This window comes from Candidatus Babeliaceae bacterium, assembly GCA_041660765.1.
Taxonomy (GTDB): Bacteria; Babelota; Babeliae; order Babelales; family Babelaceae; genus JBAZVR01.
The window spans coordinates 250,648-273,830 of the sequence record JBAZVR010000001.1; the positions used below are offsets into that span (position 1 = coordinate 250,648).

Sequence of the window (23,183 nt, forward strand, 5' to 3'; positions counted from 1 at the left end):
ATGCGTCTTTCGTAATATTGAATTAACTAATTGCCTTTAAATGTTTTTACGTTCTTCTAGATACGCATCTTTTTGAGCAATGCAACGTCTAATTTTCTCTGTATTTACTTTATCTATTGTTTTGCTTAATTCTGATATTTCGTCATTAAGATGTTCAATTTTCTTATTAATTTTGTTAATGCCTTTAAGCCGTTCAAGGATGTCAAATCGTTTAGATTTTTCCTGAAAATCTTTTTCAGATAAAGAATTTTTAAAATTTGGCATTTCGGGTTCCAGCTTCGGCTCATTAGATTCTGATAAAAATGGTTTTAACATGATACTCATGAATGATCCATGAATATCATGATCTTCTTGAAATTGACTTTTTTTAATCATATATTCAATTTCTGATTGAAGTTCTGCTTTTTCAATTACTCTTTCTGCTACTTGTTGATGCGCTGCAGTATCGGTTTTTTTAATGCTTACAATTTTATCATTAAATACGCCGTGCTTAATGGTAGGGTCAAATATTATAGAAGGCTTGTGAGTTGCTTTAATATGCGCATCAATAGCTGATTTGGTTATAATTACTTCGGCTCCATCTTCAAAGCGCGTAAATTGAGGAACGTCAAAGATTTTCCCGGGTTCTTGAACTGACAAGCTCACTTGAGAGCTCTGAATATTTCCATCAGCATCTTTTACATCGTTGATCTCGGCTTTAAAAAGACCGCTTGTTACATAGTTCATATAGTGAGTATCGCTTTGTAAACCTCTAACAATGTCCGGAAGACATCTTACTGCACTAATTATTCCAGAGTGAGTTGGTCCAACCAAACCTTTTAAAAAGGAATTATCTTTTATATCAACTACAGCTATGATCATTTTACTTTTAGGGCTCAAGCCGTGCTTCTTGATAAGATTTCTCATGAATGGCGCTTGTAGCGCCCCAACTGCTAAATGTGCAGTACTCGCTACTGTTAATGATGCAGCCGCCTTTTGAAGAGCTTCATTATCTGACCATACAGATGAAGCAACAAAAGTACTGAGTCCAGCTGCCGCAGTAGTAGCATTTAATGCCATAAAATCACAATAACCTTCTGGAAGTGAACCAATTTTATCAACAATATCATGGGATGATCTTAAAGCTATTACTTGTTCAGCATGTGACGCATAACGTTCTTCAGGTCTTTGCGGACCGGCAATGCAAATCTCTAATTTTACTGGAATACCTGTTTCTGCATTTTTTTCTTGACCATAAAGACGGAAGACATTGCATGCATGACTATGGCCAAACGTAACAACTTCTTTTACACCTTTGTAGGCTGCTTCAATATATTTATGAAGGAATGCTGCGCCATCCATACGACCTTTATCAGTCCTAAATCCTGACCACTTAAAAGATAGAAGTTCTAGTGGTCGCTGAGCAGCAGTTGAGTACCATGCGGCAAACTTTTTAACATGACGAAATTCTGGGCTCTTTGAACTATAAAATGCTGGTGTTTTGCGTCCCCATGTTCCATGACCAATAATAAATACAGTAAGTTGTTTATCATCTACAGTAGGTTCTACAGTAGGTTGTGTATTATTTAAAGCTGATTTTGGTGTGTATCGATATCTTTTTCTTATCCCGTATTCGTTCTTTGTCTTTATGTCAGAAAGGAATGGTAGCGAAAGTGACAGTGGGGCATTTTCATCAATAGGAACTCGTGGGACAGTTAATCCAAAACTTTGTGGTGTTTTCGGTTGTAGCTTTTTCCACAATGTTGGCGTTACAATATCATCAGGAACTAACTTTTCAATTTCGATGTTTTTTGAAGCTTGCAAATCTTCATTTGTTTTAATTGGTTCAGTGTGTCGTTCGTTCTGATTAAATAAATAACTATCTAAATCCATAGATTTTATATAATTAATACTATTTAATAATACTAAAAATATAGATAAATAAACTAAATAATTTTTTTCACTTTTAATAAGCATATTTTTATACCATTGTTATTTTGTACGTACTTGTACTTTCTTTTTGTTCTCGTTTATATACGACATTATTGGGCGTGTTTTTTTATCGGGAAACATTCTTGGTATATAAGCATAATCAGTCCCTTGTATCGCAAGCCATATTCCCGCGCTTGAATATCCAAGTCCGCATACAGATGCGCCTGTTAATACAACCGCCCCTATCGCTAAGGGAATTGTTTTTAGATATGAATCTTGTTGATTAAGGCAGGACCAAAGATAATGAGAGGCACGTAAGCCGCATCCGGAAAGAATCCCTACTGGTCCTATCAGATGGACACCAAAATCAATTCTATGTTTAAAGCACTCTGGGTGACAATGTCTAGCTTTATCTTCAACTATATCCCAAGGTATTTTTTCCTTATCTTCTTCAGTGGGATAATAACTTCCAATCACTGATTCAACGACTGTTTTATCATGCGTCTTTATCGCTCTTTTTATAGCCTTTTCAAACGTCTTAATGCTGCTGTCCATACCGTTACTATTTGTAGAAATGGTCAAAATGGCTATGGTTACAACCGAAAGATATGGTAAAAAACTGGATTTTTTATTTGTGTGCATATGTCCCCGATGCGATGTTGAATTTTTTACTATTTTTAATAGTAATGACTTTTATATAAAGAATCAAATTAAATGGGCGCTTTTTGTTGATAAAGTGCCGTATAGAAATGTTTATTGAGAAAGTGTGTGTTGGGTGAGAGTGTGAGTTTTTTGTTTTAAAAAAAACAAGAGAGATTGTGCGAGTGCGGCAATCTCTCTTGAAGTAGTAACTAATTTTTTAACTTTTCTTCCAACTCCCGCGCTGCTTTGGCAAATGTTTCTGCGCGTTCAGTAAATGTTGGATGAGTTTTAAGCATAAAAGCATGGGGGATTTCCTGTTGAGCCTGTTCGCGGCAAAAATCTTTTACTGCATGTAAAATTGCCGGATTTTGTGTACATCGTATAAGGTGTGCATCAGCTTTACGTTCATCTGCTCGTTGATACGCGGTAAAAATTAAACGATCGATTTCATGTTTAATGAGCATCGCTAAAATGAGATTATGGTTTTGCATTTTAGGAATAAAGGATTTGATGAGCATATGCGTGAATAAAAAAGTTGTTCCTGTAATAAGGCCAAGTGCCAATTTTCTATTGTCTCCACATACAACATGTCCTATTTCGTGCCCAATAATGGCTTGTGCTAACAAATGCTGCTGATGCCCAGAGTTTTTTAATGCGGTTTGGAGTTTTGGATAGGCTAATATGTAGTTATTCGTTGTGCTGCAATTAAGATATTGGAAATATTCTTCTTTGCGTAATGGAGAGTCTTTCTTGGTGCCATATATTTTTATATTTTTATTATCCGGTGCATACATTTTTATGAGATTGTTAATGGTAGAAGCATAAGATGGGGATGTATCAAGCAATTTTAAATGCAATTCTTGCTTTTTATCAGCATTTTCAAATTTTTTTTCATTTTTAAAGAAATGTATGCACTTAAAAATGGTGTACGTGTTAAAACCAAGTATATAAAAAGCGCCACTCGTAGTTGTGTGTATGTTATTGATGGCAATAAGTGATATGAGTAGTATTTTTTTCATTATTTGGCCTTAGCGATGATGTTATAGCAAAGAGAATTAGTAACATGCTACAACAATGATCATTAAAAGCAACCAAATATATGGTAAATGATTTTTTTAATTGGCGCTTTTTGTGGATAAAGTGCCGTATAGAAATGTTTATTGAGAAGGGGGTATGTGGGGTGTGTGTTGGGCGAGAGTGTGAGTTTTTTGCTTTAAAAAACAAGAGAGATTGTGCGAGTGTGCGGCAATCTCTCTTGAAGTAGTAACTAATTTTTTAACTTTTCTTCTAACTTCCGCGCTGCTTGAGCAAATGTCTCTGCGCGTTCTTGATCAGTTGGGTGTGTACTTAGTAATTTGTCGAATGTTGAAATATTTTTATGTTTTTCAGCACGCTGGGAAAACCAATGGGCCTGTGCATATAAAATTGATGGATCCTTAGTGTAATTAATGGCATGAGTATCAGCTTCGCGTTCAATTTTTCTGTTATATGTTAAAAAAATTAATCTGTCTGTTAAATTTTTTACTATAAGCGCTGGGATTATTTTTAAAAAATTATACTGTTTCATTTTTGTAATAGGCAGGTTGAGAAATTTGTGCGTTATGTAAAAAGTTGTTCCCGCAATTGCACCAAGTAGTAGTTCTTGTTTCTCGCCATGTTTGTGTATAACATGCCCTATTTCATGACCTATTATGGCTTTTGCGGCTAAATGTAACTCATGGGTTTGATTTTTTAATGCCTTTTTAATTAAGGGATCAACAAATATGCGACCATTAGGACCGGCTTCAGCATTATCTGAATTTTTGAGTTTATCATCTTGGCTGAATGATGATCGTGCTGTTGGACTATATATTCTGATTTCTTTATTGCCTTGAGCATAAGTTTCTAAAAGTTCATCAATAACGGACACATATTTTGAATCTTTATTAAGAAGTTTGAATTGGTCAGGGTTTGTCTCTATTGCCTCTTTAATTTTCGCTATGATTCTCCCCACTGCGTATGTTATAATTGCGTATTCATTAAAACCAAGCACATAGAAAGATTTTTTGGTAACCTTTTTTAATGCAGAATTAATTTGTATAGCACGGAGCGTGTTGACGCCCTGTCCAAAAAGTAACAATATTAATAATATTTTTTTTACCATGATATTTGTCCCTATTTTTTTAACTTTTCTTCCAAATCACGGGCCGCTTTGGCAAATGTTTCTGCGCGTTCGGTAAAACTTGGATGTGAGTTGAATAGTTTGTCTCGCATTGAAAGTGTTTTGTCATATTTGTCCGCACCCTGAGAACACCAATGAGCAAATGCATGTAAAACTGCCGGATCTTTTGCATATTTAATGAGGTGATCATCGGCATCTCGTTCATTTTTTCTCTTATATGCTAAAAAAGCTAATACGTCGGCTTGATTTTTTATTATGAGAGCTGGGATTATTTTTAAAAAATTATATCGTTTCATTTTTATAATGGGCAGATTAACAAGTTTATGCGCTATGCAAAAAGTTGTTCCCGCAATTACACCAATCGCTAATTTTTTTTTGTCAGCATCTTTATGAATAATATGTCCTGTTTCATGGCCAATACAAGCTTTCGCTAATACATGCAATTCATGGTCCGGATTTTTTAATGCTTTTTTAATTAAGGGATAAACAAATATGCGATCATTATTAAAAGCATAAGCTTGCAGTTGATCCTTGAGTTCTTCATCTTGATTGAATTGTGAAGCTGCTGTTGGGCCATATATTTTGATCATTTTGTTATCTTTTGCATAGGTTGCTAAGAGTTCATTTATAACTGGCTCATATTTCGCATCTTTATTAAGAAGTTTTGATGCTGGATCATTATCACCAAGTTTTTCTAAAGTTTTCTCTTGCATTTTGATCTCTGTATATACAAGGATGGCAAATGCATTAAAGCTCAGACCATAGAGAGCATTTTTGATGCATTTTTTTAATAAAGACGCTGCTTGTATGGCATGGAGCGTATTAATGCTGTTTCCAAAAAGTAATAAAGTTAATGCTATTTTTTTTATCATGATTAATTGCCTCTGAGTTCTTCCAATTCTTCGCGCAGCTTTTTGTAGTTCTTGTCTTGTAATTGTATCGCGGTGATGCCGCAGCTTTGCGCGCCGAGAATGTTTTCTTCTTGATCATCAATAAAGATACATTCTTGTGGTTTTATTTTATAGGTAGATAGCAAATACTGATATATATCTTTATGCGGCTTTATTTTATTAATGCGTCCAGAAATAACAATATTTTCTGGCTTAAAATAACTTAATAGTTCTTGCATTTTTTCTGATCGCGTAAAAATTTCAAATGATGTTGGATCCCAATTAGAAAGAATATACAATTCATATAATGGTTCGCCGTTTTCATCTGTTTGTTCCGCGCATTCTTTTACTAATTTGAGCGCTTTGCGTATCGGTTTCATACTGTTTGCCAGTGTTTCTGGATCAAGCATGATGCGTAATGCGTTTATCACCAAACGATATTCGCGTGGGCTGACAAAGTAACCAAGGTCATTAAGTTCTTCTACGTATTCTAATGCTTCTTCATGGATAATTTTTGGTTTAATGAATCCGCATTGCCAGTTTACGAGTGCCAGCGGGAATGGTCGTGCGTCATCTGCACGTACAATGTCACACTCAGGGCATGATTGCATGCCTTCAATGAGCGATAGTATGTCGAAAACGCATGACTTCATGTCGTCAGAATCTTTTCCGTCAAAAATTGAATAACCGCCATAGTCGATTACGCCAATTTCTGATGATAACGCTTGTTTGTTAGGTTTTACCAATGTGTAACCCAAATCAAAAACGAGTGTCGTTGGTTTGCTAAAAAGTGCGAGCGGTGCACTCATTAATAATATATAAAAATAGTTTGTGAGCTTCATAATTTTCTCCATTAAATTTAAAATTGTTTACGGTAATACTTTGAGAATTTGCAGCTGTCTTTTAACAGCTTTATAATCTTTGTTTCTCAGATGTATCCCTTTGATAGAACATGCTCGAGCTGAGTCGACATTTTCTTTTCTATCATCTATAAAAACACAATCATGCGGGTCTATAGCGTATTGCTTAAGCACTGTTTCAAAGAAACTTTTTTCTGGCTTAAGATTGCGATAATTACCAGAAATGATCATATTTTCTGGTGCAAAATAGCTGAATAAATTTTGTAATGCCGGTGTTTTACGCAGGCAGTCAAAGGTGAGCTGGTCCATATTAGAACAGATCATTAATGTATACAGCGGTTTGCCATCAGCATCCTTTTGAGCGCTTAATTCTGATAAAAGTTCCAGCGCTTCATCAACAGGGTAAAATACCTCTGCCAATAACTGAGGATCAAACATGGTGCGAATGGTTTTTAATATAAGTTTTTTTTCTCGGTTGCTGGTAAAGTAGTGTGGAATCAGTTTGCTATAACTGACTGCTTTTTTGTACACATCTTCACCGGTAATAATACCTGCGAGCCAATCACGCATGATGGGTGGCATAGCCCGGCCCTTTGTTGTTCGTGCTTCTATAGTATGCGGTGCAATGCTGCGTGTTTGAAGAAGAAAGAGATAATCGAAGGTTTTTTTCTCTATATGCATGGGATTTTGTAGGTCTATGAACATATGTCCTATAAATTTTTTTATACCGATATTACGCGCCATAGAAAAATTATTAGGCCTTGCTAGGGTATCACCAAAGTCAAACCATAGAACATGTGGCTGAGCTTGTAATAAGGGCGCTATTAGGCAAAAAATAGCTAAAAATAGCCTATTTCTACGTGTTTTTGATAAAATCATACTAACCTCCATAAGGCTTTAATTACTATACCTGTAGATAATTAATTCTAATATATTTATAATATTTGTCAATTTATTGTGATTATTTTCAATCTGAAACTTATTCTATGGCATGAAAAACGATCCCAGGGACGACATTTTAGAATTTTTTGGCATTTTATGCTAGAGTTCGCTTCGATTTGTTTAAAACCTCAATTTACCCCCTAAATAAGCAAAAGAAGATTTTATAATTTCGCTCACCCTGAGTGGCGATCCGATAGGATCGATGTATCGAAGGCGTTAGCGAAATAAAAACAAACCGCATGGTTCGATACGATTTCTGCGAAATCACTCACCATGAGCGAAACCACAGCCTGCTCACCCTGTTCTTTTGGTTGTTTTGCACATTAATGGTCTTTATCTTATACTTTTTATAGTAATATTTTTGTGTGTGTTAGTGAGTTCTTATGAAAAATACGTTATATCATGAAATTTTGATGGATCATTATAAGCATCCGCGCCATTACGGCACGCTGGATAACCCGACTTTTACGGTTGTGCATAGTAATCAGTCGTGCGGAGATAGTATAACGTTTGAAGGTATTATACGTAATAATATTCTTGAAAAGGTCGCTTTTGTGGGTAAAGGATGCGTTATTAGCCAAGCGAGTGCGTCATTGCTGGCGGAATCTGTATGCGGATTGGCAGTCGATTGCGTACAAAAACTTCATGTAGATCATGTTATGACATTATTAGGCAATTCACCATTGGGTCCGGTGCGCATGAAATGTGCTTTGTTAGCGCTTGAAGCGCTGCATAAAGGTGTGAGTCTCCATGCTCAATAGAGATAAACTGTTTAAAGATTTATCTCAGGTTACCAGCTCATTTGTAAAAGACTTCGCGCAGGGGCAGGAGCTGGCGCTGGCGTTGTGGTCGGCCATGCTGGGAGATCCTGACTATAAACAAAAAATTGAACAGATGCGTTCTAGTTATCAAATTCCATCATGGAGTGGGACATTAGACACGGCGATTTCCGTACCGAAAGAATGCGGTGATTATACCATTTTGTCTGTTGATGGATCTCAAATTTATCCTGATCGACATCAAGGATTTGAGTGCTCTTTGATTAACATCGGCACGGTGCTGATTCGTTATGGATCTACGAGTTCTGTATCCCTTGATTCTGTACCATCAGTGTTATTTAAAGATAGTTTATTTGAAAGTGACATGTCTCCGGAAGCTATTAATTGCTATCGTAGCGAAGAAGAGCTTACAGTTGCGCTCGCTGCAAGTGAAAAAGTACGTCACGAAAATCCACTTCTTCTGTTTGATGGATCACTGATTATGTGGCATTTGGAAGGCAAAGAAAAAAAATCAAAGCATTATTTTTTATCACGTTCGCTTGAGTTGATGAATAAGTTATATGATATGAAAATACTGCATGCCGGTTATATTAGCTTGCCGAAGAGTAAAGAGTTAGTAAATATTATTCGTCGAGCAGGTGAAATGGGCATGTATATGTCGCTTAATGCTCATCTATCATCACTTGATACCATAGTTGATACGGGAATCACCCATTTTTTTTTAGCTCCACATGCAAGAACCATTGTTTTCAAAAATCAATCGGCACTTGTTGATGCATATCCACAACACATAAGACCTCATTTTTTTTATCTCAATAATGGCTATGAAATAGTACGTATAGAAATTCCTGCATGGATTGCTGAAGATAATAATTTAGTTGATCGAATTGCCATTTTATCACTTGATCAGGCAATAAAGGGCAACGGGTATCCCGTATGCTTGTCAGAGGCGCATGAACAGGCTGTTGTCAAAAACGCTGATCGTGATTTTTTTTATGATCTCATGTATCGATTATCATATCAATATGGTTATGCATATCCTATGTCACAAAAATCACTTAAAAAGAAGATGAACGATATTTAAATCACGCTTTGTTGTGTGTAATTGTGGGTAATTTATGGGTTGTCAAACTCATGTTTAATTGTCGCGCAAGAAGATCTTTCTCTTTTTCGAGTAGTTGACTGCTGTATATTGCATTATGTATGTCAATTGCCGTTGCAAGAGCGATGTGTTGATTGAGCGTTGAGCCATGAAGCGCAGCACTCATGTCATTGAGCCCTTTTGCGTACGTTATGAGCAGGTCAGTTGTATTATAGATGTTAATTTTTATCGATTGATTGCAATATTGAAATGCTGCCAAGAAATTATAAAATGTATTGGATAAAACTTTTAATGTATCGAGATAGCGGTCCATGTCGAATTTTTCACTAGTTCTGCAATTTTCATACAGTAAATGTACCGATTTTGCATACCAGTTATTAATTTTTTCTGCCAGGGTAGGATCTATTTTTTTAATTTTTTGATTGCTGTTTCGTACTGCTAATAACAAGCCAGCGGTGCTTGCACAAAAACAATTCTCTTCAGCTCCAATTTGCGCGAATTGTAGTGCTTTTGTATCAGATTGGTTTATATGTATTCCATCGGCATAATATGCGTACATTAATAACATGGCAGCTTGTATTCTATATTCAGAATTTAATTGCGCTTCTACATATTTTAAAAAATGAGGCATTTGTTGCGTATTATTTGATTGTTCAAAAAAGCTTTTAAGTGTTCCATTGCAGAAGTCGTGGGTGCATAAACATTGAGCAAGATGTGAAAACGCATTGCTGAAATCATTTCTTTGATACGCCTGTATACTTAAAGACATATTTTCATGTTTAATTTCGGTAAGTTTATCCATAATTATATTGTATAGATCTTGGTAGATATAATATTGATAATTATCGTGTAATGCGTGGGGATTACAATTTTCTTGTAACATAATAATATCAGTTTCGAAATTATATACTTTTAACATATTTTTAACATTAACTTTTTTGATAAAATTTTTTATTTCTTCAGGTGTTCTGTTGATGCAATATTCTAATGCAGTAGAATATTTATCCACTATGAGATGAAATAGCGGCAAGTAAAGAGCATTGTTGACTTGTGTGGGATCGCTGATTATTCCACTCATTGTTGGAATAAGTTTTTTACGTTCTTCATTTGGTAATGTGCCGTAATAGTTGATGAGCCAGTATATATAATCTTGAAGAATGGCTTGATGTTGTTCTGAGGCTTTAATTAAAAAGGCATGAATGTGTGATTTTTTCTCAAATTTTTCGTGTATTTTTTCAAATTCTTTTTTTTGTAACAGTCCAAATGCTTCAAACGCTGGAATTAAATCGGCAAGTTGCTGTATTGTATATAAATTTTGTTCAGCTTTTTCTTGATGCAGTATATTGGTATTGGCTCTTTTACCAAGTTCTGCGGCCATTGTAGCGTATAACTGTGCTTTTTTTATGTGTATTTTTTTATCAGCTTCAAATGTTTTTTCGGTGAGCATGCAGTAGCAGTGCAAAAATGCTTGTGCTGTATACATATGATGAGATTTTTTTGGTAATTTTTCGGCAATATCTTTTAGCTGCTTGATCTGTGTAAGTGTCAGTTGCTTTTGAGGATCTGACGTAGGTATTAACAGATGAAAATAGGTATTGAAAAAAAGATCGTAATTTTTTTCCTGTACGGCATCTTCGAGTAGGTACGCTCCCGTTTTAAGATCAGATGTTTTGTCGAATAATATTTGAATTGCTTTTTTAGCGATTGGAATTAATGCGCGTTCATGCGGCGTCAAACTGAGAGCGGCAATTTTTTTTGCCGCATCTAAGTGCTGTAACGCTTTATTTTTTTGTATTTCGTTTGGTTCTTTGTTGAGCTCTAATAACCCAAGGTAGTAGTGACTAAAGGGGCACTCTACCGTGATAATTTTATGTCCAGTTATTTTTTTTCTGTACCCGCGCGCTCCGGCGTTAAAATATTTTGTTGCATGTTGCATATCGTTGTTATTAAATGCCGTAAATGCTGTTTCGCAGCATTGATCAAGATACCAATCGCCATCACTAGATGTTAGTGTGCCATCATAGTTAACCAGCAGGCGTTTTGCCATGCAAAAATTGTTGGTAAAAAATGTTAATGCGAGAATAAAAATACAATGTTTCATTACATACCTATTTTTTGAATATACAGAAGAGACTCTATATTATAAAAAAAATAGGCGTTTGTTAAGAAAAGTATCTTAGGTAATTTATCCCAAAAATTTTTTAAAAAATCCTGAGATGGTTCCTTGGCGATTATCGGTTTTTGTACCAATATGATCAGAATAGTCTCGTAGGGATTTTTCTGCATCAGCTGATAATTTTTTTGGAATATCACATACGGTGGTAATAACAAGATTGCCTCGGCTTTTGCCGCGAATTTTATTAAAACCCTTACCAGGAATAATTATTTTTTCTCCAACAGGACAACCCTGTGGAATTTTAATAGATTCTTTGCTGCCATCAAGTGACTCTATTTCCATGTGAGCGCCAAAAACTAACTGAGGATACGTTAAGGTTATAGTGCCTTCGAGATCGTCATCAGTGCGTTTAAAATGCTTATGAGGCATAACGCGTATTTTGATAAATAGGTCGCCAGCTTCTCCACCAAATATACCAGCATCGCCTTTTTCGGTTACGCGTAAATCAGCGCCATCATAGATTCCCTTTGGGATGTTGATGGTAAACGTATCATATTGCTGAATTCGGCATTGCCCTTTACAGGTCTTGCATGGCTGGGAAATAGTAAATCCTTGCCCCGAGCACGTTGTACAGGTCTGATTATAGGCAAAAATACCATGTCGATAATGAAGCTGTCCTGTTCCCTGGCAGGTTGAACACGTGTCTGGAGTGACACCGACAGGCACCCCTTTGCCGTGACAGGTAGCGCATTCGACAAAATGGTAATAAGTAATTTCTTTTTTTGCGCCGAGAAATGATTCTTCAAGAGTGATAGCGGTTTCTTGGCCAATATCATGACCACGCTTTGGTGTTGGTCCAGCCTTTTTGCCGCGTCGGCGCTGTTGTCCTGTGCCAAATAAGTCACTAAATATGTCGCCAAAATTTTCAAAAATATCGTCCGCGCTGCCCGACCCACTACCAAACCCGCCCATATTTTGACCGGCATGACCGAATTGATCGTACTGCTGTCTTTTTTGAGCATCTGATAATACTTCGTAAGCTTCTGCAGCTTCCTTGAATTGTTCTTCTGCTTCTTTGTTGCCCGGATTTCTATCAGGATGATATTTTAGTGCCAACTTTCTGTAAGCGGCCTTGATATCGTCCTGTGAAGCTGTTTTGGTAACGCCGAGAATTGTATAAAAATCTCGTTTTGTTTCTTTTTTTGCCATGGTATACAGTGCTAGATTATTAAAAAATAATAAATTTACTATAAAGTATAGCACAAATTATAGATTAATTAAGTGCAATATTATAAAGAGTCTTAAACTTTGTGCAATCTGCTGATGAATTTTTGATGTCTCCGGCGCGTGCGGGTTGGAAAATTGGCTCTTGCGCATACAGGGGATATTCTGTTTTGAGTTCATTATAGAGCTCAATTATATTTTTTGTGGTCCCTGAAGCTATATTGACTACTGTTCCGTCAAGTAATGCTGGTGGCAGCGTTGCAAACCATATGTTGGCATTGCTGACGTCTTCAACGCTAACAAAGTCTCTGGTTTGTAGACCATCGCCATAAATGGTTATTGACCTGTGTGCGTTCATAGACGTTCGCATTGTTTTTATGATACCCGTATACGCACCATTATCACGTTGTCGTGAGCCGAAAACATTAAAATAGCGCAGGCACAGCGTTTTAAGGTTGTACTGTTTGCTGTATAATTGACAAGATAATTCTCCTATTAATTTCGAGGTGCCATAGGGTGATGTGGGTGCACACGGCATGTTTTCTGTACAGGGAATTTCTTGAGTGCCGTATACGGCAGATGATGATGAAAAAATAAAACGATCAACATTGTTTATGCGCGCTGCTTCTAGAAGATTATAGGTGCCGTGAACGTTAATCAGATAACAGAGGTATGGTTTTTCTAGTGATTCGGGAACGGATACTTGTGCTGCGCAATGAAATATGAGCGTTTTATTTTGTGTTGCTTTTTTGCATGCATCAAAATTGGTAATATCGTCTTGAATAAATATGATAGAAGAAAGTACATGAGAGAGGTTGTCTAGATTCCCTGTTGTTAAATTATCTATAACAGTAACGTGGGCATTGAGTTCAACAAGTTTTTCTACGATATGTGAACCGATAAAGCCCGCGCCGCCGGTAACTAATACTTGTCGGTTATTATAAAATTCGGCAAGTTTTTTTTTGTATGGGGGAAAATTACTTGTCATAATTGCCTGCATAGTAACGTAATTGCACAAAATAAAGACACTGCTTATAAAAAGGTTCATGTATTATGATTCGGTATAAAGAGGTTGATTACTGTGTGATTGGTGCAGTATTGTTTTTTGATCTGTTTGTGATGGTGTAAACAGCAATCGATCAGCAATTTTTTTCCCATCCAAAATGGCTTCTTGCATGCTTGAGTATTTCCATTCGGCATACCTTCCACAGGTAAAAAGATCATATGATTCTAATGTCTGTAGCAGGCGAGATATATTACGATCACGCCATGCGTTATATATAACATATGCATGACTAATGGGTATAATTTTTTCTGTTACAATATCAGCAGGGCGAAGATGAAATAATTGCATGATTGCGCGACGAGCTTGTATCGTGAGTTGTGCAATTTTATGTGAGTCTGCATTAATATAAGAAATTTCTCCATATAATGAACTGCAATCTTTTGGAGCCATATACGGTGAAAAATTATGCGAGAATCCTATTCTATAAAAGGGATACTCTGACTCTGGATAATATACCCAGTGTTTATCAGAGAGTTCAGGAATTGATATGCCCATGTTAATATTGATAACTTTGGTGCACAGTAAATGACGTTGTGCTCTGCTGATATGCGATGAGCTTGGTTCTTGTAATTTTTGTATAAAAATATCAAGTGGTATGGTAGAAATTATTTGTTTATAGGGCTCTGTATGACCGTTTGCGCATACAATAATTTTATTTTTTATATCTATTTTTACAATAGTATGATCTGTTTGCACGGGCGTTGTAAGTGTTTGATGTAATGCATGCACCCATGAAAAAATGCCACCCTTAATTGGATATAAAAATTCAGAATTATATCCGATGTTTTTGTTTTTATGTATGGCGAGCGCTCCGTACAACATTTCTTGCAGTGATGTACTGGGGACAAATCTGCCAGTCCACGATGCGGTAAGTTTTTGTACATCATAATCAAAGATTTTTTTTTGATAGGGGAAGAAAAAATGTTTGCCCAGGCCTTCTCCGAAGCTTTTTAACACCCAGGAATAAAATGTTTTTGGATGATAGTTGGTGCGAGGGCGATTAATATATTTTTCTATGCATTCAACAATTACATGATGCGGCAGGCCATGAAGATTAATTTGAAAGGGGTAGGGTGTATATGTGTTGTGTGAATATATAAATGAGCGGCGTTCAATAGTGTTAAAATGCTCAAACCCGACAAGCTCCTGTACAAAATTTTTTACGTACAGATCGTTTATGTGCAGTAGGTGGCCGGTGTAATCGAACGTAAAACCATCTTGTGAAATACTTCTGCACAATCCGCCAACGCTTGATTCTTTTTCAAAGATTTTAAAGTCGTAATATCCTTTTTGTTCCAAGTGGTAGGCTATAGAAAGACCAGTTAGACCGGCTCCTAATATCACAATATCTGCCATTACAGCTCCCTTCTTTTTCTGATGAGAAGGTTATAAAATGAAAACATTAAAAAGTCTAGAAATATGTGTGGAAAAATTGTGGTAATTATATATACTGGTTGCGTTTAAAGACAATTCAATTTAGAGAAAGTTATATATGAAAAAAATAGCATATCTTATTCCGCTTTTTATTTTTTCGAACATCGTTTTAGGTGCCGCTCCGCGACTCAAAGTAGGGCGTCCCAAAAAAATAAAAATTGTGAAAAAGGAGAGAAAAAATGAGTCTACTAATCCCAGCGGCTATACTAAAAGACCGTATAAGCCTTGGGAACTGATTAATCAAGCGAAGCAAGAAAAAAAACATAACATAGTTAAGCCATGCATTATTGCAGGGGTAGCGTGTGTAGCGACAGGCGCATTATGGTATATTAATAGCATGATGCAAGCAGCAGAATCAGAAAAATAATTTTTTATAATATCAATTGTGCGGTGTCGGTAGCGTTTTTTATTGTACAGATGCGCTGCCGACGCCGCCATATCCATTACAAAAATATTCATATTTACCTAATAGCTGCGAATCTAACCCCGCTTGGACAAAGTTGTAGCCGTTCGCATGTCCTCTCTGGGCTACTTGTACCGCGGTCCAGCTCTATTATATGCTCAGACCCATCAGTGCATTTGCAGATTAAATGATGAGTCGCGTGAACTACATTAATAGCCACACCGCTTGCGAGCGCTAATACGATTAAAAGTAATCTTTTCTTCATACTATTTACCTTGTATTGTTTGTCTAAATATAATAATATCACAAATAGAAATTAAATATCAAGAGTGATATTTACACTCTTTGGGCCTGTGGTAATTATATTGATTAGTTGTATGGTGAAGCGTTATATTTTTATTTTAAAGTTTATTTTCCAGAAAGGGAGTATGTGAAAAAAATGTATAAAATAATTACAGCATTCGTTGTTGTTGGTATGAGTATATATCTGATCTATTATTTTCTTTTTGCTCCTGATCTTACCGATAAATTATTTATGGCCATAAAAAACAATAATGTTACAGAAGCAAAATTTTTAATTGATAAGGGTGCTGATATTAATGGTGTAAGAGGGCCGATAGCTGCAAAATCTATACTTACAGAGGCCATTGAATATGGAAGTTCCGAAATCGTTGCCTTATTATTAAGTAAGGGTGTACGTGTTGAAAAAAATCCAGAATGGTCAAAGCTGCCACTTGATCACTCAGCTGATATTGCATTGGGTTTTGATTCAATAACGCGTAAAGATTGGGAAACCATCCGTCAAAATCAAAGAAAAATCATTCCTCTTTTAATGGCAGGTCATGCTCCAACTAAGCATTCAGAAATTACTCTTGCTATATTAACTGGTGATCTTAATCTTGTTAAAAAACTATCTCATGAAAGTAAATTAGCTCTCGAACGTGGTGAAATAAGAATAAATGATCTTATTCGAGCAATTATTTTTTCTGGTAATAAAGAGATAATTAATCATGTGATCAATAATATGTTAGATGATAAAGATGCAGTAAATAAAATTGATTTATTGCAATTAGCTGTAAAAAGCGATAATCCAGAAATAATCGATTATATTCTCAGTTTGCCTAATATCAATATTAATGCTTCTGAATAGGTACGGAGATACAGCATTACATAACGCTGTATCATGTCGTCTAGGACATGGTGATATCAATATAGTAAAAAAACTTCTTGAAATGGGTGCCGATAAAAATATTAAAAATAAACAAGGTAAAAAGCCAATTGATATAGCACAAAGTTTTGGCAACCAAGAAATATATAACTTATTGGCTTAATCCTGATATAATCTATCTTTTTATTCAAAGTGGAGAATGGTAAGACATAAGAGAGATTAAAAATGTCTTAATTGGGAGGCCCTGTGAAGCATATATATATTTTTGATAGAGTATGTTACACGATTTGCATCGGATGTGCTTATTACATCATGCTGGTAACATTAAAATATTTTAATATAACGCTAGGCTTAGATTATTTGGGTCTTTGGATACTTATTGCAGTGACTGCGCTGAGATTATATGTGATTAATAATCAGGAGCATGAAGTATGAAGAGTATAAAGATTACTTTAAAATTCATGAAAAGTTACAAATACATTGTTGAGGCCTTGGCGTAAGACAATTTTTCCATTAACTCTAAAGATAAACACATCGCCCTTAAAATTGCGGGGAAGTTTGGGAAGTTCTGCAGAAGAAAAAAAATCTTTTATGATACGCATAACTTTTTCATCTTGATCCGGCTCTAATATAATAGAGCGCAATGTACCATCGCGGTTAATAAGCAGTTGAATGGTTGTTTTTATCCAGCGGTCGTCATGAGAGTAATAGGTTTTTGAAAAAATTCGAGCTGCTTGTGCGCATGCACGCGTCACTTTTGCATTGTAGAGATGTGTTTGAAATTCTTCAACGTGTGCCTGTGCGGTGTAATACGGCACGGGTTCTGCCTTTGGCGGCTGCTCTTGATGATAATTGGTGAGAAAATTTTTACATTGATTATCAAGTACCTGCGCTAATGCCTGTTGGTGTGTAGACTGTTTTTCAAAAATACTCGAGTTTCCTTGGACTGTTTTTTCGGTTGCTTTTTGTTCTGGTGGCTGCTTGTACCAACGATTATTGGAGCGGGCCGGTCGGCGTTTTTGCGTTATTACTGGTTGCAGCTCTCCTAATGCTTGTTCTTGCGTCGTTTGTATGGGCTGTGTTTGCTGAACTAGAGGCGTTGGCGCTGTTGTTGGTATGGCGAGTGGTAGAGGCGCGCTTGTTTGAGTATTCGTTTTTTGTCGTTTATTAAAAAAAATGGGAGCAGCTTTACGAGCAGCTTTGCTTGTAGGACCAAAGCTTTCTTTGAGCATGTGAATGGGGATGAGTAGTAAAATGGCAATAAGTATTATGTGTAAAATGCATGAAATGCTATAAGAAAAAACATGTACGATTTTTTCAATATGCGTGCTCATCGCCTCGTTACCCTTTTTTTGTAATGGCTTACCTACTCAGATCAGTAGCATAGTTTTTTTACAGGGTAAACGCTAGTAATCGATTAATCTATAATATTATTGACAATTAGAATTATTATCTGATAAAGTGTTATTATGTATAGGTATAAATAATGTAAAACAATAGGAGTATTTTGATGAAAAAAATAATAATTATAGCGACTAGTTTGTTGTTGCTGGCGCCGCAGGTACAGGCGTCATTAGTATCCAGGCCAATTTCTAAGTTTGCTGCTCCAGGGTATTGGCAAGCGTTTGGTCGGGGGGCTTTAAAGACGCCCGCAATGCCAACACAAGCAGTCCCCCAAAGCTCATTTCAACAGACATTTGGTCAGCTGCCATCGAGAGAGTTTTCGCAGGCTTCCGGAATGAAATTTCCAGCTCAAAAGAGCTTTGCAATGAGCCAACAGCAAAACTATCAAGATATTCTTAGTCAGCGACGCAGCATGGAAGAGCGTCCTTGGATGGAATTTGGGGGAGCGGGAGCAGATATAACTACTACCATGGGCCAGCCTCAAACAGTAGAACAAGTTAAAAAAAATCTTTTTGAGGGATTATACCGTAGAAATGCTTTGCAAGTTATAGAAAATACCGCAGCTGCTACGGAATTTATGTTGAACGGTGATATCAGCATTCCAGAAATAGAATTAATAGAAGAAGCTGCTCGTAGACAAATTGATCTAATTGATAGTGGGATTACCATTATGCTTGGAGGGGCAGCCGGAGTAACAGGCGCGTTTGGTGGAGCACTTATGGGGCTTCCGGGCGCTGCAATCGGTGTCTTGGGTTCCATTGGTTTTAACTCTATGTATTTGGCTATACTTAAAGTTTTCTTAGGCAACTTTAAAGCTTCAGCTGACCTGTTACTCAAGGTTACTGCCGCAGCAAAAAAGCAGTTGCAGGAACAGCAAGAACAAGAAGCAAAAAACCCAAAGACGGTCTTGGATTATTATGAAGATCTTGATTAAAAGATGCATTGAAATAACATTTTTAGCCCTATAACGGGGTATGTTAATGAAAAAAATAATAATTATAGCAACCAGCATGTTATTACTGGCGCCGCAGGTACAGGCGTCTTACATGACGCGGGCGACTCGGCTGGCTCCGGCGTATGCTCAAATCCAAAGAGCAGCGATGCGCCCGGGGGTAACGTTGCCCGTTCAACAGAGCGTTGTCCCACAAAGATCTTTTTTCGGTTTTGGCGGCCCATCGCAATGGGAAACAAAATTCCCAACTAAAAAAGAACTTGCTGCGCGTAAAGAGCTAGAAGAGGCGCAAAAGCTTAGCTTGAAAAAGCGAGAGGAACTCAAAGCCCTTGGTTTTCAGCATCGAAATATTCTTGCTGCTAACCGAGCCGCAGAAAGGCTGCCATTTATGGAATCTCCAGGCTTTGGCGATGTAACGACCGAGGAACCATTTGTGATGCCAACGGCTCAAGAAGTGAAAGCCGCGCTCATAAGGGCTTTATGGAAGGACGATGCTTTGAAAATTATGGAATACGCTGAATATGCCATGATCTATATATTGAATGGTGATATGACTTCTAAAGATGCAGCAGATCTAAAAGATGTTGCAGAGCGGAATCTTAAAATTGCACGACAATTTAGAGAGCTCGACGAAGCTGCGGCCATGGGTATGGGCGGTGGACACGGGCTATTCGCTTCGGGAATGCTTTATTCTCACGGTATTACCAGTGGCCTTGGCAGTGTTGCTTTTGGCGCTCTTACCGCAATTGGTTTTTATAATGCGTTTTTGGCGATAAGAAAAGCTGTCTTTAAAAATGATGAAGTGGCAATCTTGGAATTTTTGGAGGTTCTTGCTCGAGCAGAAGAGTTGCTGGCAGAAAAAACGCCAGAAGTAAAGATATTAGTTGAAGAATTGCCTAAAGTAAACACCAAACAAAAATCTGAAGAAGCATTGAAGGCATTTCATGACTCAGTGAAAGAATGGGATGCATCAATAAGAGACTTAGGCGAGGAAGAACGAAAAGCAGCAGAAAAGGCTTTAGATGAAGAATTATTTAAAGTAGCCAAGCGAAACATATCACCAACCCACTGGAAACCATCGAAGGCATTGGACGATCTTGATTAAAAAATAAAACAATAGAAAGTGAGATTGGCTTATGAACTATATCAGAATTGTGGTAACCAGCTTGGTATTACTGGCGCCGCAGGTACAGGCGTCTTATATGCAACGAGCGACTCGGCTGGCTCCAGCGTATGCTCAAATGCAAAGAGCCGCTTTGCGCCCCGGAGTAACATTTCCTGTTCAGCAGAATTTTGTTCCACAAAGATCATTCTTTGGTGGACCATCGCTAGAATCATCTTCATTAGCAACAACTTTTCCTACTCGTGAAGAGCTTCAAAAACGCCGACAGTTAGCAGAAGCGAGAGCTCTTGGTTATCAGCATCGAGATACTCTTGCTCGTCGCCGTAGTTCAATTTATGGAGAAGAGCCACTTGGCGATGTAACGATTGAGGAAGATGAACCATTTGTAATACCAACGGCTCAAGAAGTTATAACTGCGATTAAAGAAGCTATACAAAATAATAACGCTGCGAAAATTATGGAAATTGCTGAATGGCTTATGCTTCGTATATTAGATGGTGAAATCAGCCCTGCTGAAATAGAAAAGCTGGAAGCTCTTGCAAGAAAGAGAATCGAAATCTTAGAAGAGGCGTATAAAGAATTGGCTTTTGAAGCGCTTGACAAATCATCTTCTGGGTTAGGGGGTTTTTGGACTGGTTACTCGATGGGGAAGGGGCATTTTCATATAGAATTGGCGTTTCGAGTACTTTATGGGATTGGTTTTTATGCCGCACGGCGTTTTATAGATAGCCAAAGTATAAAAAATGCACAATTTGCTCTTGAGATGTTACTTAAAGTAACGAACAGGGCGAAAAAGTTGTTGGCAGAGAAAAAAACTAAAAAGATATAAGCCACTTGTTTTTCAAAAAGCTCAAAAAGGGATAAACTGATACAGAATAGTTTATCCCTTTTTAACATCAAAGAGAATTTATGAAAAATATGCGATATGTCTTATTGTTGCCATTAATGCATGTAGTGCTGGTAAATGCAATGGTTTTAGAAGAAAAAAGTACGTTTGAAAAATTTGAATCTGACCAGCAAGCTCGTAATGAATTTAAAACGATGTATACGGCCGATAAAGTATTTAATACTATGTCTGATAGTGAAATCGAAAAAGAAATTTTGTCACAAGAAAATAAAGCCATTGCCATAAAGCTATATCGGTTAGCAACAGAAGTTCAATCAAGAAAATTAAGACCACTTAATGATTTATTGCATATAAGTGATGATGCCATTAATAATATAGAAGATAATGCTGATAAAGAAGAAATAAAAGCGTTTTTTTGTCAAAGAACATTTGGAAAAATGTCTGAAAATACCATTGAATTTGAAATATTCACCCAATATAAAGAAAACAAAAATTTAGCCTTTGGTGTGCATAGTTTGGCCTGCACATGCGGAAGAGATTTAAAAGATTTTGAAGATTTTTACGGAATTATGGCAGCTCGAAAAGCACAATAAGATTGAAAAAATAAAATATAATTTGCCCAGCATAATTTATACACTATGCTGGGCGATTTTTTTAATAAAAAAAGAATCGCGTTCTTTGACGAGGGACCATGAGGGGGCGAGGGTGTGTTGATGCTATTCAAGAGATCGAAGGTATGATAAAATTTTCTTTACTGAATATTTTAGGAAAAAATAATATATTGTGGTGTCAAAATGATACATAAAGATTTGACGCGAGAACATTGGTTTACATTTTCCTTATTTGAACAATTGGCAAATGTGGGTTGTGATATTGAGCGGACTATTTATTGGAAAAAAAATGGAAATCTCGATTACAGTTCAAAGGCTTTCGAACGGGCTTTGGAATTATTAGATTTAACTATTGCCGACCCAAAAAATACGAGGGGCGCCTTGAGAGAACTGGTGCGTACACGCGAGGTACTTATAGATCATTTTGTCTATGATAACGAATATCATACCACTGATGAATTATGGCAAAAATATTTCTTTGATTTTAATTATGCTGCCGCTTTGCAACGGGGAAAATAAAAAAACAATCGCGTTCTTTGACGAGAGACCATGCGGGGGTGAGGGTGTGTTTTTTTGCTGACGCATGGTGTAAAAATTTGAGCGTTTCTGTGTATAAGCTTTGTGATTGCACGAACGGTGCTTTGTTTTTTATAAGCAAAAGAGATAAAAGACGCTTTTGCATAAAAAGATCTTGCGTAAGAAACTGCGTGTAATTTATATGGATCGTGTTATTGTCGACATGACTTATGCTTGTAAATATTTTTTCTGTTAACTGCTGTAAAAACAGTTCTGTTTCTGACAAATTTTTAAGCGTTGTTTGTAAATTTGAAAAAAAACGATTATCTGCTTCTTGTAATGTGGGCATGATGGTATGCCGAATTTTATTACGCAGAAAGCGTTGATCGGTGTTGGTTTCATCAGTAAGATATTCTAGATTTTTTTCTTGTAAAAACATAAGAATATCGTGCTTGCTTGTTTGTAGTAATGGCTTTATGTATAAGCCGTTGCGTGGTTGCATGCCAGATAATCCTGATATGCCGGAGCCACGAATAAGTCTTAAAAAAAATGTTTCATAGTTATCTTGAGCATGGTGCCCGAGCGCTATCGCATCAGCGTTATATTCTTGCGCGAGCGATGCAAAAAAAGTTCTTCTGAGGACGCGTCCTAATTCTTCAGGCGAGCCGTTTGTTTTGTACGTATGGGTAATATCTTGTGCATGAGCGGCAACAAATTCTACGGCATAAGATTTTGCGGTTTTTTTGCACCACGCAGCATCTGCATCTGACGCTGGTCTCCAACCATGATCAAGATGTGCAGCGATAATGCGCAGCCTGTATTCTTCTCGTAGCATGGTGAGAAAATAAAGCAAGAAGAGCGAATCCGGCCCACCCGAAAACCCGACAATAATAGTACTGTCGGGACGAATGAGCTGGTGCGCTTCGCAATAGCTTTTAATATTGTGTAAAATTTTTTCCACTGTGCTTTATACCAAAAATTGGGTGTAAGTCGCAGGATTTTTCGGGTTCGCTATGGTTCGATACACCGCTC

25 protein-coding genes are annotated in these 23,183 nt (G+C 36.9%); 11 read left to right on the forward strand and 14 right to left on the reverse strand.

Features of this window, described 5'->3' with window-relative positions; translation table 11 throughout:
• Positions 1-36 precede the first annotated feature (36 nt).
• The 7 genes from WC707_01375 to WC707_01405 form a co-directional block, all read right to left on the reverse strand.
• The gene (locus tag WC707_01375; protein ID MFA6065812.1) at positions 37-1,956 is read right to left on the reverse strand and encodes a hypothetical protein; all 1,920 of its coding nucleotides are present in this window, start codon (positions 1,954-1,956) and stop codon (positions 37-39) included.
• 15 nt (positions 1,957-1,971) lie between these two features.
• Positions 1,972-2,553: a hypothetical protein gene (locus WC707_01380; protein ID MFA6065813.1), complete on the reverse strand. Its 582-nt coding sequence runs from the start codon at positions 2,551-2,553 to the stop codon at positions 1,972-1,974.
• A 209-nt stretch (positions 2,554-2,762) separates the two neighbouring features.
• Positions 2,763-3,572, reverse strand: a complete 810-nt coding sequence (locus WC707_01385) for a M48 family metalloprotease (GenBank protein MFA6065814.1) — start codon at positions 3,570-3,572, stop codon at positions 2,763-2,765.
• Positions 3,573-3,820: 248 nt separating this feature from the next.
• A complete protein-coding gene (locus WC707_01390) occupies positions 3,821-4,696 on the reverse strand; it encodes a M48 family metalloprotease (protein MFA6065815.1) in 876 nt (291 codons plus the stop codon).
• Positions 4,697-4,707: 11 nt separating this feature from the next.
• Entirely contained in the window at positions 4,708-5,586 is an 879-nt protein-coding gene (locus WC707_01395; GenBank protein MFA6065816.1) for a M48 family metalloprotease, read from the reverse strand.
• Between the two features lie 2 nt (positions 5,587-5,588).
• Positions 5,589-6,446, reverse strand: coding sequence for an HAD-IA family hydrolase (locus WC707_01400; GenBank protein ID MFA6065817.1), 858 nt, complete (start codon positions 6,444-6,446; stop codon positions 5,589-5,591).
• A gap of 27 nt (positions 6,447-6,473) precedes the next feature.
• Positions 6,474-7,343: an HAD-IA family hydrolase gene (locus WC707_01405; protein MFA6065818.1), complete on the reverse strand. Its 870-nt coding sequence runs from the start codon at positions 7,341-7,343 to the stop codon at positions 6,474-6,476.
• 446 nt (positions 7,344-7,789) lie between these two features.
• On the opposite strand from WC707_01405, the gene WC707_01410 reads away from it, so the two are divergent.
• Positions 7,790-8,167, forward strand: coding sequence for an iron-sulfur cluster assembly scaffold protein (locus WC707_01410; GenBank protein MFA6065819.1), 378 nt, complete (start codon positions 7,790-7,792; stop codon positions 8,165-8,167).
• Positions 8,157-9,269, forward strand: coding sequence for a DNA double-strand break repair nuclease NurA (locus WC707_01415; GenBank protein ID MFA6065820.1), 1,113 nt, complete (start codon positions 8,157-8,159; stop codon positions 9,267-9,269). Before WC707_01410 ends, WC707_01415 begins: the two co-directional genes overlap by 11 nt.
• A 1-nt stretch (position 9,270) precedes the next feature.
• Here the strand turns inward: WC707_01415 and WC707_01420 are convergent, their stop codons facing one another.
• The 4 genes from WC707_01420 to WC707_01435 all read right to left on the reverse strand — a co-directional run bounded on the left by WC707_01420 (position 9,271) and on the right by WC707_01435 (position 15,049).
• Positions 9,271-11,388 carry a hypothetical protein gene (locus tag WC707_01420; GenBank protein MFA6065821.1) on the reverse strand — a complete coding sequence of 706 codons (2,118 nt, stop codon included), beginning with the start codon at positions 11,386-11,388 and terminating at the stop codon, positions 9,271-9,273.
• Positions 11,389-11,472: 84 nt separating this feature from the next.
• Complete coding sequence (gene dnaJ, locus WC707_01425) at positions 11,473-12,612, reverse strand: molecular chaperone DnaJ (GenBank protein MFA6065822.1); 1,140 nt, start codon at positions 12,610-12,612, stop codon at positions 11,473-11,475.
• A 64-nt stretch (positions 12,613-12,676) separates the two neighbouring features.
• Positions 12,677-13,675 (reverse strand): NAD-dependent epimerase/dehydratase family protein, encoded by a 999-nt coding sequence (locus WC707_01430; protein ID MFA6065823.1) that lies wholly within the window; start codon positions 13,673-13,675, stop codon positions 12,677-12,679.
• Positions 13,676-13,678: 3 nt separating this feature from the next.
• On the reverse strand, positions 13,679-15,049 hold the full coding sequence (locus WC707_01435) for an FAD-dependent oxidoreductase (GenBank protein ID MFA6065824.1): 1,371 nt from the start codon (positions 15,047-15,049) through the stop codon (positions 13,679-13,681).
• A 136-nt stretch (positions 15,050-15,185) separates the two neighbouring features.
• Here WC707_01435 and WC707_01440 point away from each other — a divergent pair, with 136 nt between their 5' ends.
• Positions 15,186-15,494 (forward strand): hypothetical protein, encoded by a 309-nt coding sequence (locus tag WC707_01440; protein MFA6065825.1) that lies wholly within the window; start codon positions 15,186-15,188, stop codon positions 15,492-15,494.
• Between the two features lie 94 nt (positions 15,495-15,588).
• On the opposite strand, the gene WC707_01445 is transcribed toward WC707_01440, so the two are convergent.
• Entirely contained in the window at positions 15,589-15,795 is a 207-nt protein-coding gene (locus WC707_01445; protein ID MFA6065826.1) for a hypothetical protein, read from the reverse strand.
• A 174-nt stretch (positions 15,796-15,969) separates the two neighbouring features.
• Here WC707_01445 and WC707_01450 point away from each other — a divergent pair, with 174 nt between their 5' ends.
• The 3 genes from WC707_01450 to WC707_01460 all read left to right on the forward strand — a co-directional run bounded on the left by WC707_01450 (position 15,970) and on the right by WC707_01460 (position 17,133).
• Positions 15,970-16,680 carry an ankyrin repeat domain-containing protein gene (locus WC707_01450; protein ID MFA6065827.1) on the forward strand — a complete coding sequence of 237 codons (711 nt, stop codon included), beginning with the start codon at positions 15,970-15,972 and terminating at the stop codon, positions 16,678-16,680.
• On the forward strand, positions 16,667-16,861 hold the full coding sequence (locus tag WC707_01455) for an ankyrin repeat domain-containing protein (protein ID MFA6065828.1): 195 nt from the start codon (positions 16,667-16,669) through the stop codon (positions 16,859-16,861). The genes WC707_01450 and WC707_01455 overlap by 14 nt, the downstream gene beginning before the upstream one ends.
• Positions 16,862-16,944: 83 nt before the next feature.
• Entirely contained in the window at positions 16,945-17,133 is a 189-nt protein-coding gene (locus WC707_01460; GenBank protein ID MFA6065829.1) for a hypothetical protein, read from the forward strand.
• 17 nt (positions 17,134-17,150) lie between these two features.
• Here the strand turns inward: WC707_01460 and WC707_01465 are convergent, their stop codons facing one another.
• Positions 17,151-18,032: a hypothetical protein gene (locus WC707_01465; protein MFA6065830.1), complete on the reverse strand. Its 882-nt coding sequence runs from the start codon at positions 18,030-18,032 to the stop codon at positions 17,151-17,153.
• A gap of 176 nt (positions 18,033-18,208) precedes the next feature.
• Between WC707_01465 and WC707_01470 the strand changes: the two genes are divergently transcribed.
• The 5 genes from WC707_01470 to WC707_01490 all read left to right on the forward strand — a co-directional run bounded on the left by WC707_01470 (position 18,209) and on the right by WC707_01490 (position 22,154).
• Entirely contained in the window at positions 18,209-19,036 is an 828-nt protein-coding gene (locus tag WC707_01470; GenBank protein ID MFA6065831.1) for a hypothetical protein, read from the forward strand.
• 46 nt (positions 19,037-19,082) lie between these two features.
• Entirely contained in the window at positions 19,083-20,159 is a 1,077-nt protein-coding gene (locus WC707_01475; GenBank protein ID MFA6065832.1) for a hypothetical protein, read from the forward strand.
• Positions 20,160-20,190: 31 nt separating this feature from the next.
• On the forward strand, positions 20,191-21,006 hold the full coding sequence (locus WC707_01480) for a hypothetical protein (GenBank protein ID MFA6065833.1): 816 nt from the start codon (positions 20,191-20,193) through the stop codon (positions 21,004-21,006).
• A gap of 80 nt (positions 21,007-21,086) precedes the next feature.
• The gene (locus WC707_01485) at positions 21,087-21,617 is read left to right on the forward strand and encodes a hypothetical protein (GenBank protein MFA6065834.1); all 531 of its coding nucleotides are present in this window, start codon (positions 21,087-21,089) and stop codon (positions 21,615-21,617) included.
• Between the two features lie 201 nt (positions 21,618-21,818).
• Positions 21,819-22,154: a hypothetical protein gene (locus WC707_01490; protein MFA6065835.1), complete on the forward strand. Its 336-nt coding sequence runs from the start codon at positions 21,819-21,821 to the stop codon at positions 22,152-22,154.
• On the opposite strand, the gene tilS is transcribed toward WC707_01490, so the two are convergent.
• Positions 22,120-23,112 (reverse strand): tRNA lysidine(34) synthetase TilS, encoded by a 993-nt coding sequence (gene tilS, locus WC707_01495; GenBank protein ID MFA6065836.1) that lies wholly within the window; start codon positions 23,110-23,112, stop codon positions 22,120-22,122. The two genes, WC707_01490 and tilS, sit on opposite strands and share 35 nt — an antisense overlap.
• Positions 23,113-23,183: the final 71 nt, after the last annotated feature.

Excerpts from the sequence above, each read along its gene's own strand:
- dnaJ (MFA6065822.1), bottom strand. The coding sequence starts at position 12,612 with ATGGCAAAAAAAGAAACAAAACGAGATTTTTATACAATTCTCGGCGTT.
- WC707_01400 (MFA6065817.1), bottom strand. The coding sequence starts at position 6,446 with ATGAAGCTCACAAACTATTTTTATATATTATTAATGAGTGCACCGCTC.
- WC707_01450 (MFA6065827.1), top strand. The coding sequence starts at position 15,970 with ATGTATAAAATAATTACAGCATTCGTTGTTGTTGGTATGAGTATATAT.
- WC707_01440 (MFA6065825.1), top strand. The coding sequence starts at position 15,186 with ATGAAAAAAATAGCATATCTTATTCCGCTTTTTATTTTTTCGAACATC.
- WC707_01390 (MFA6065815.1), bottom strand. The coding sequence starts at position 4,696 with ATGGTAAAAAAAATATTATTAATATTGTTACTTTTTGGACAGGGCGTC.
- WC707_01475 (MFA6065832.1), top strand. The coding sequence starts at position 19,083 with ATGAAAAAAATAATAATTATAGCAACCAGCATGTTATTACTGGCGCCG.
- WC707_01490 (MFA6065835.1), top strand. The coding sequence starts at position 21,819 with ATGATACATAAAGATTTGACGCGAGAACATTGGTTTACATTTTCCTTA.
- WC707_01385 (MFA6065814.1), bottom strand. The coding sequence starts at position 3,572 with ATGAAAAAAATACTACTCATATCACTTATTGCCATCAATAACATACAC.
- WC707_01480 (MFA6065833.1), top strand. The coding sequence starts at position 20,191 with ATGAACTATATCAGAATTGTGGTAACCAGCTTGGTATTACTGGCGCCG.
- WC707_01375 (MFA6065812.1), bottom strand. The coding sequence starts at position 1,956 with ATGCTTATTAAAAGTGAAAAAAATTATTTAGTTTATTTATCTATATTT.
- WC707_01470 (MFA6065831.1), top strand. The coding sequence starts at position 18,209 with ATGAAAAAAATAATAATTATAGCGACTAGTTTGTTGTTGCTGGCGCCG.
- WC707_01465 (MFA6065830.1), bottom strand. The coding sequence starts at position 18,032 with ATGAGCACGCATATTGAAAAAATCGTACATGTTTTTTCTTATAGCATT.
- WC707_01405 (MFA6065818.1), bottom strand. The coding sequence starts at position 7,343 with ATGATTTTATCAAAAACACGTAGAAATAGGCTATTTTTAGCTATTTTT.
- WC707_01420 (MFA6065821.1), bottom strand. The coding sequence starts at position 11,388 with ATGAAACATTGTATTTTTATTCTCGCATTAACATTTTTTACCAACAAT.
- WC707_01380 (MFA6065813.1), bottom strand. The coding sequence starts at position 2,553 with ATGCACACAAATAAAAAATCCAGTTTTTTACCATATCTTTCGGTTGTA.
- WC707_01415 (MFA6065820.1), top strand. The coding sequence starts at position 8,157 with ATGCTCAATAGAGATAAACTGTTTAAAGATTTATCTCAGGTTACCAGC.
- WC707_01395 (MFA6065816.1), bottom strand. The coding sequence starts at position 5,586 with ATGATAAAAAAAATAGCATTAACTTTATTACTTTTTGGAAACAGCATT.
- WC707_01445 (MFA6065826.1), bottom strand. The coding sequence starts at position 15,795 with ATGAAGAAAAGATTACTTTTAATCGTATTAGCGCTCGCAAGCGGTGTG.
- WC707_01455 (MFA6065828.1), top strand. The coding sequence starts at position 16,667 with ATGCTTCTGAATAGGTACGGAGATACAGCATTACATAACGCTGTATCA.
- WC707_01430 (MFA6065823.1), bottom strand. The coding sequence starts at position 13,675 with ATGAACCTTTTTATAAGCAGTGTCTTTATTTTGTGCAATTACGTTACT.
- WC707_01435 (MFA6065824.1), bottom strand. The coding sequence starts at position 15,049 with ATGGCAGATATTGTGATATTAGGAGCCGGTCTAACTGGTCTTTCTATA.
- WC707_01485 (MFA6065834.1), top strand. The coding sequence starts at position 21,087 with ATGAAAAATATGCGATATGTCTTATTGTTGCCATTAATGCATGTAGTG.
- WC707_01410 (MFA6065819.1), top strand. The coding sequence starts at position 7,790 with ATGAAAAATACGTTATATCATGAAATTTTGATGGATCATTATAAGCAT.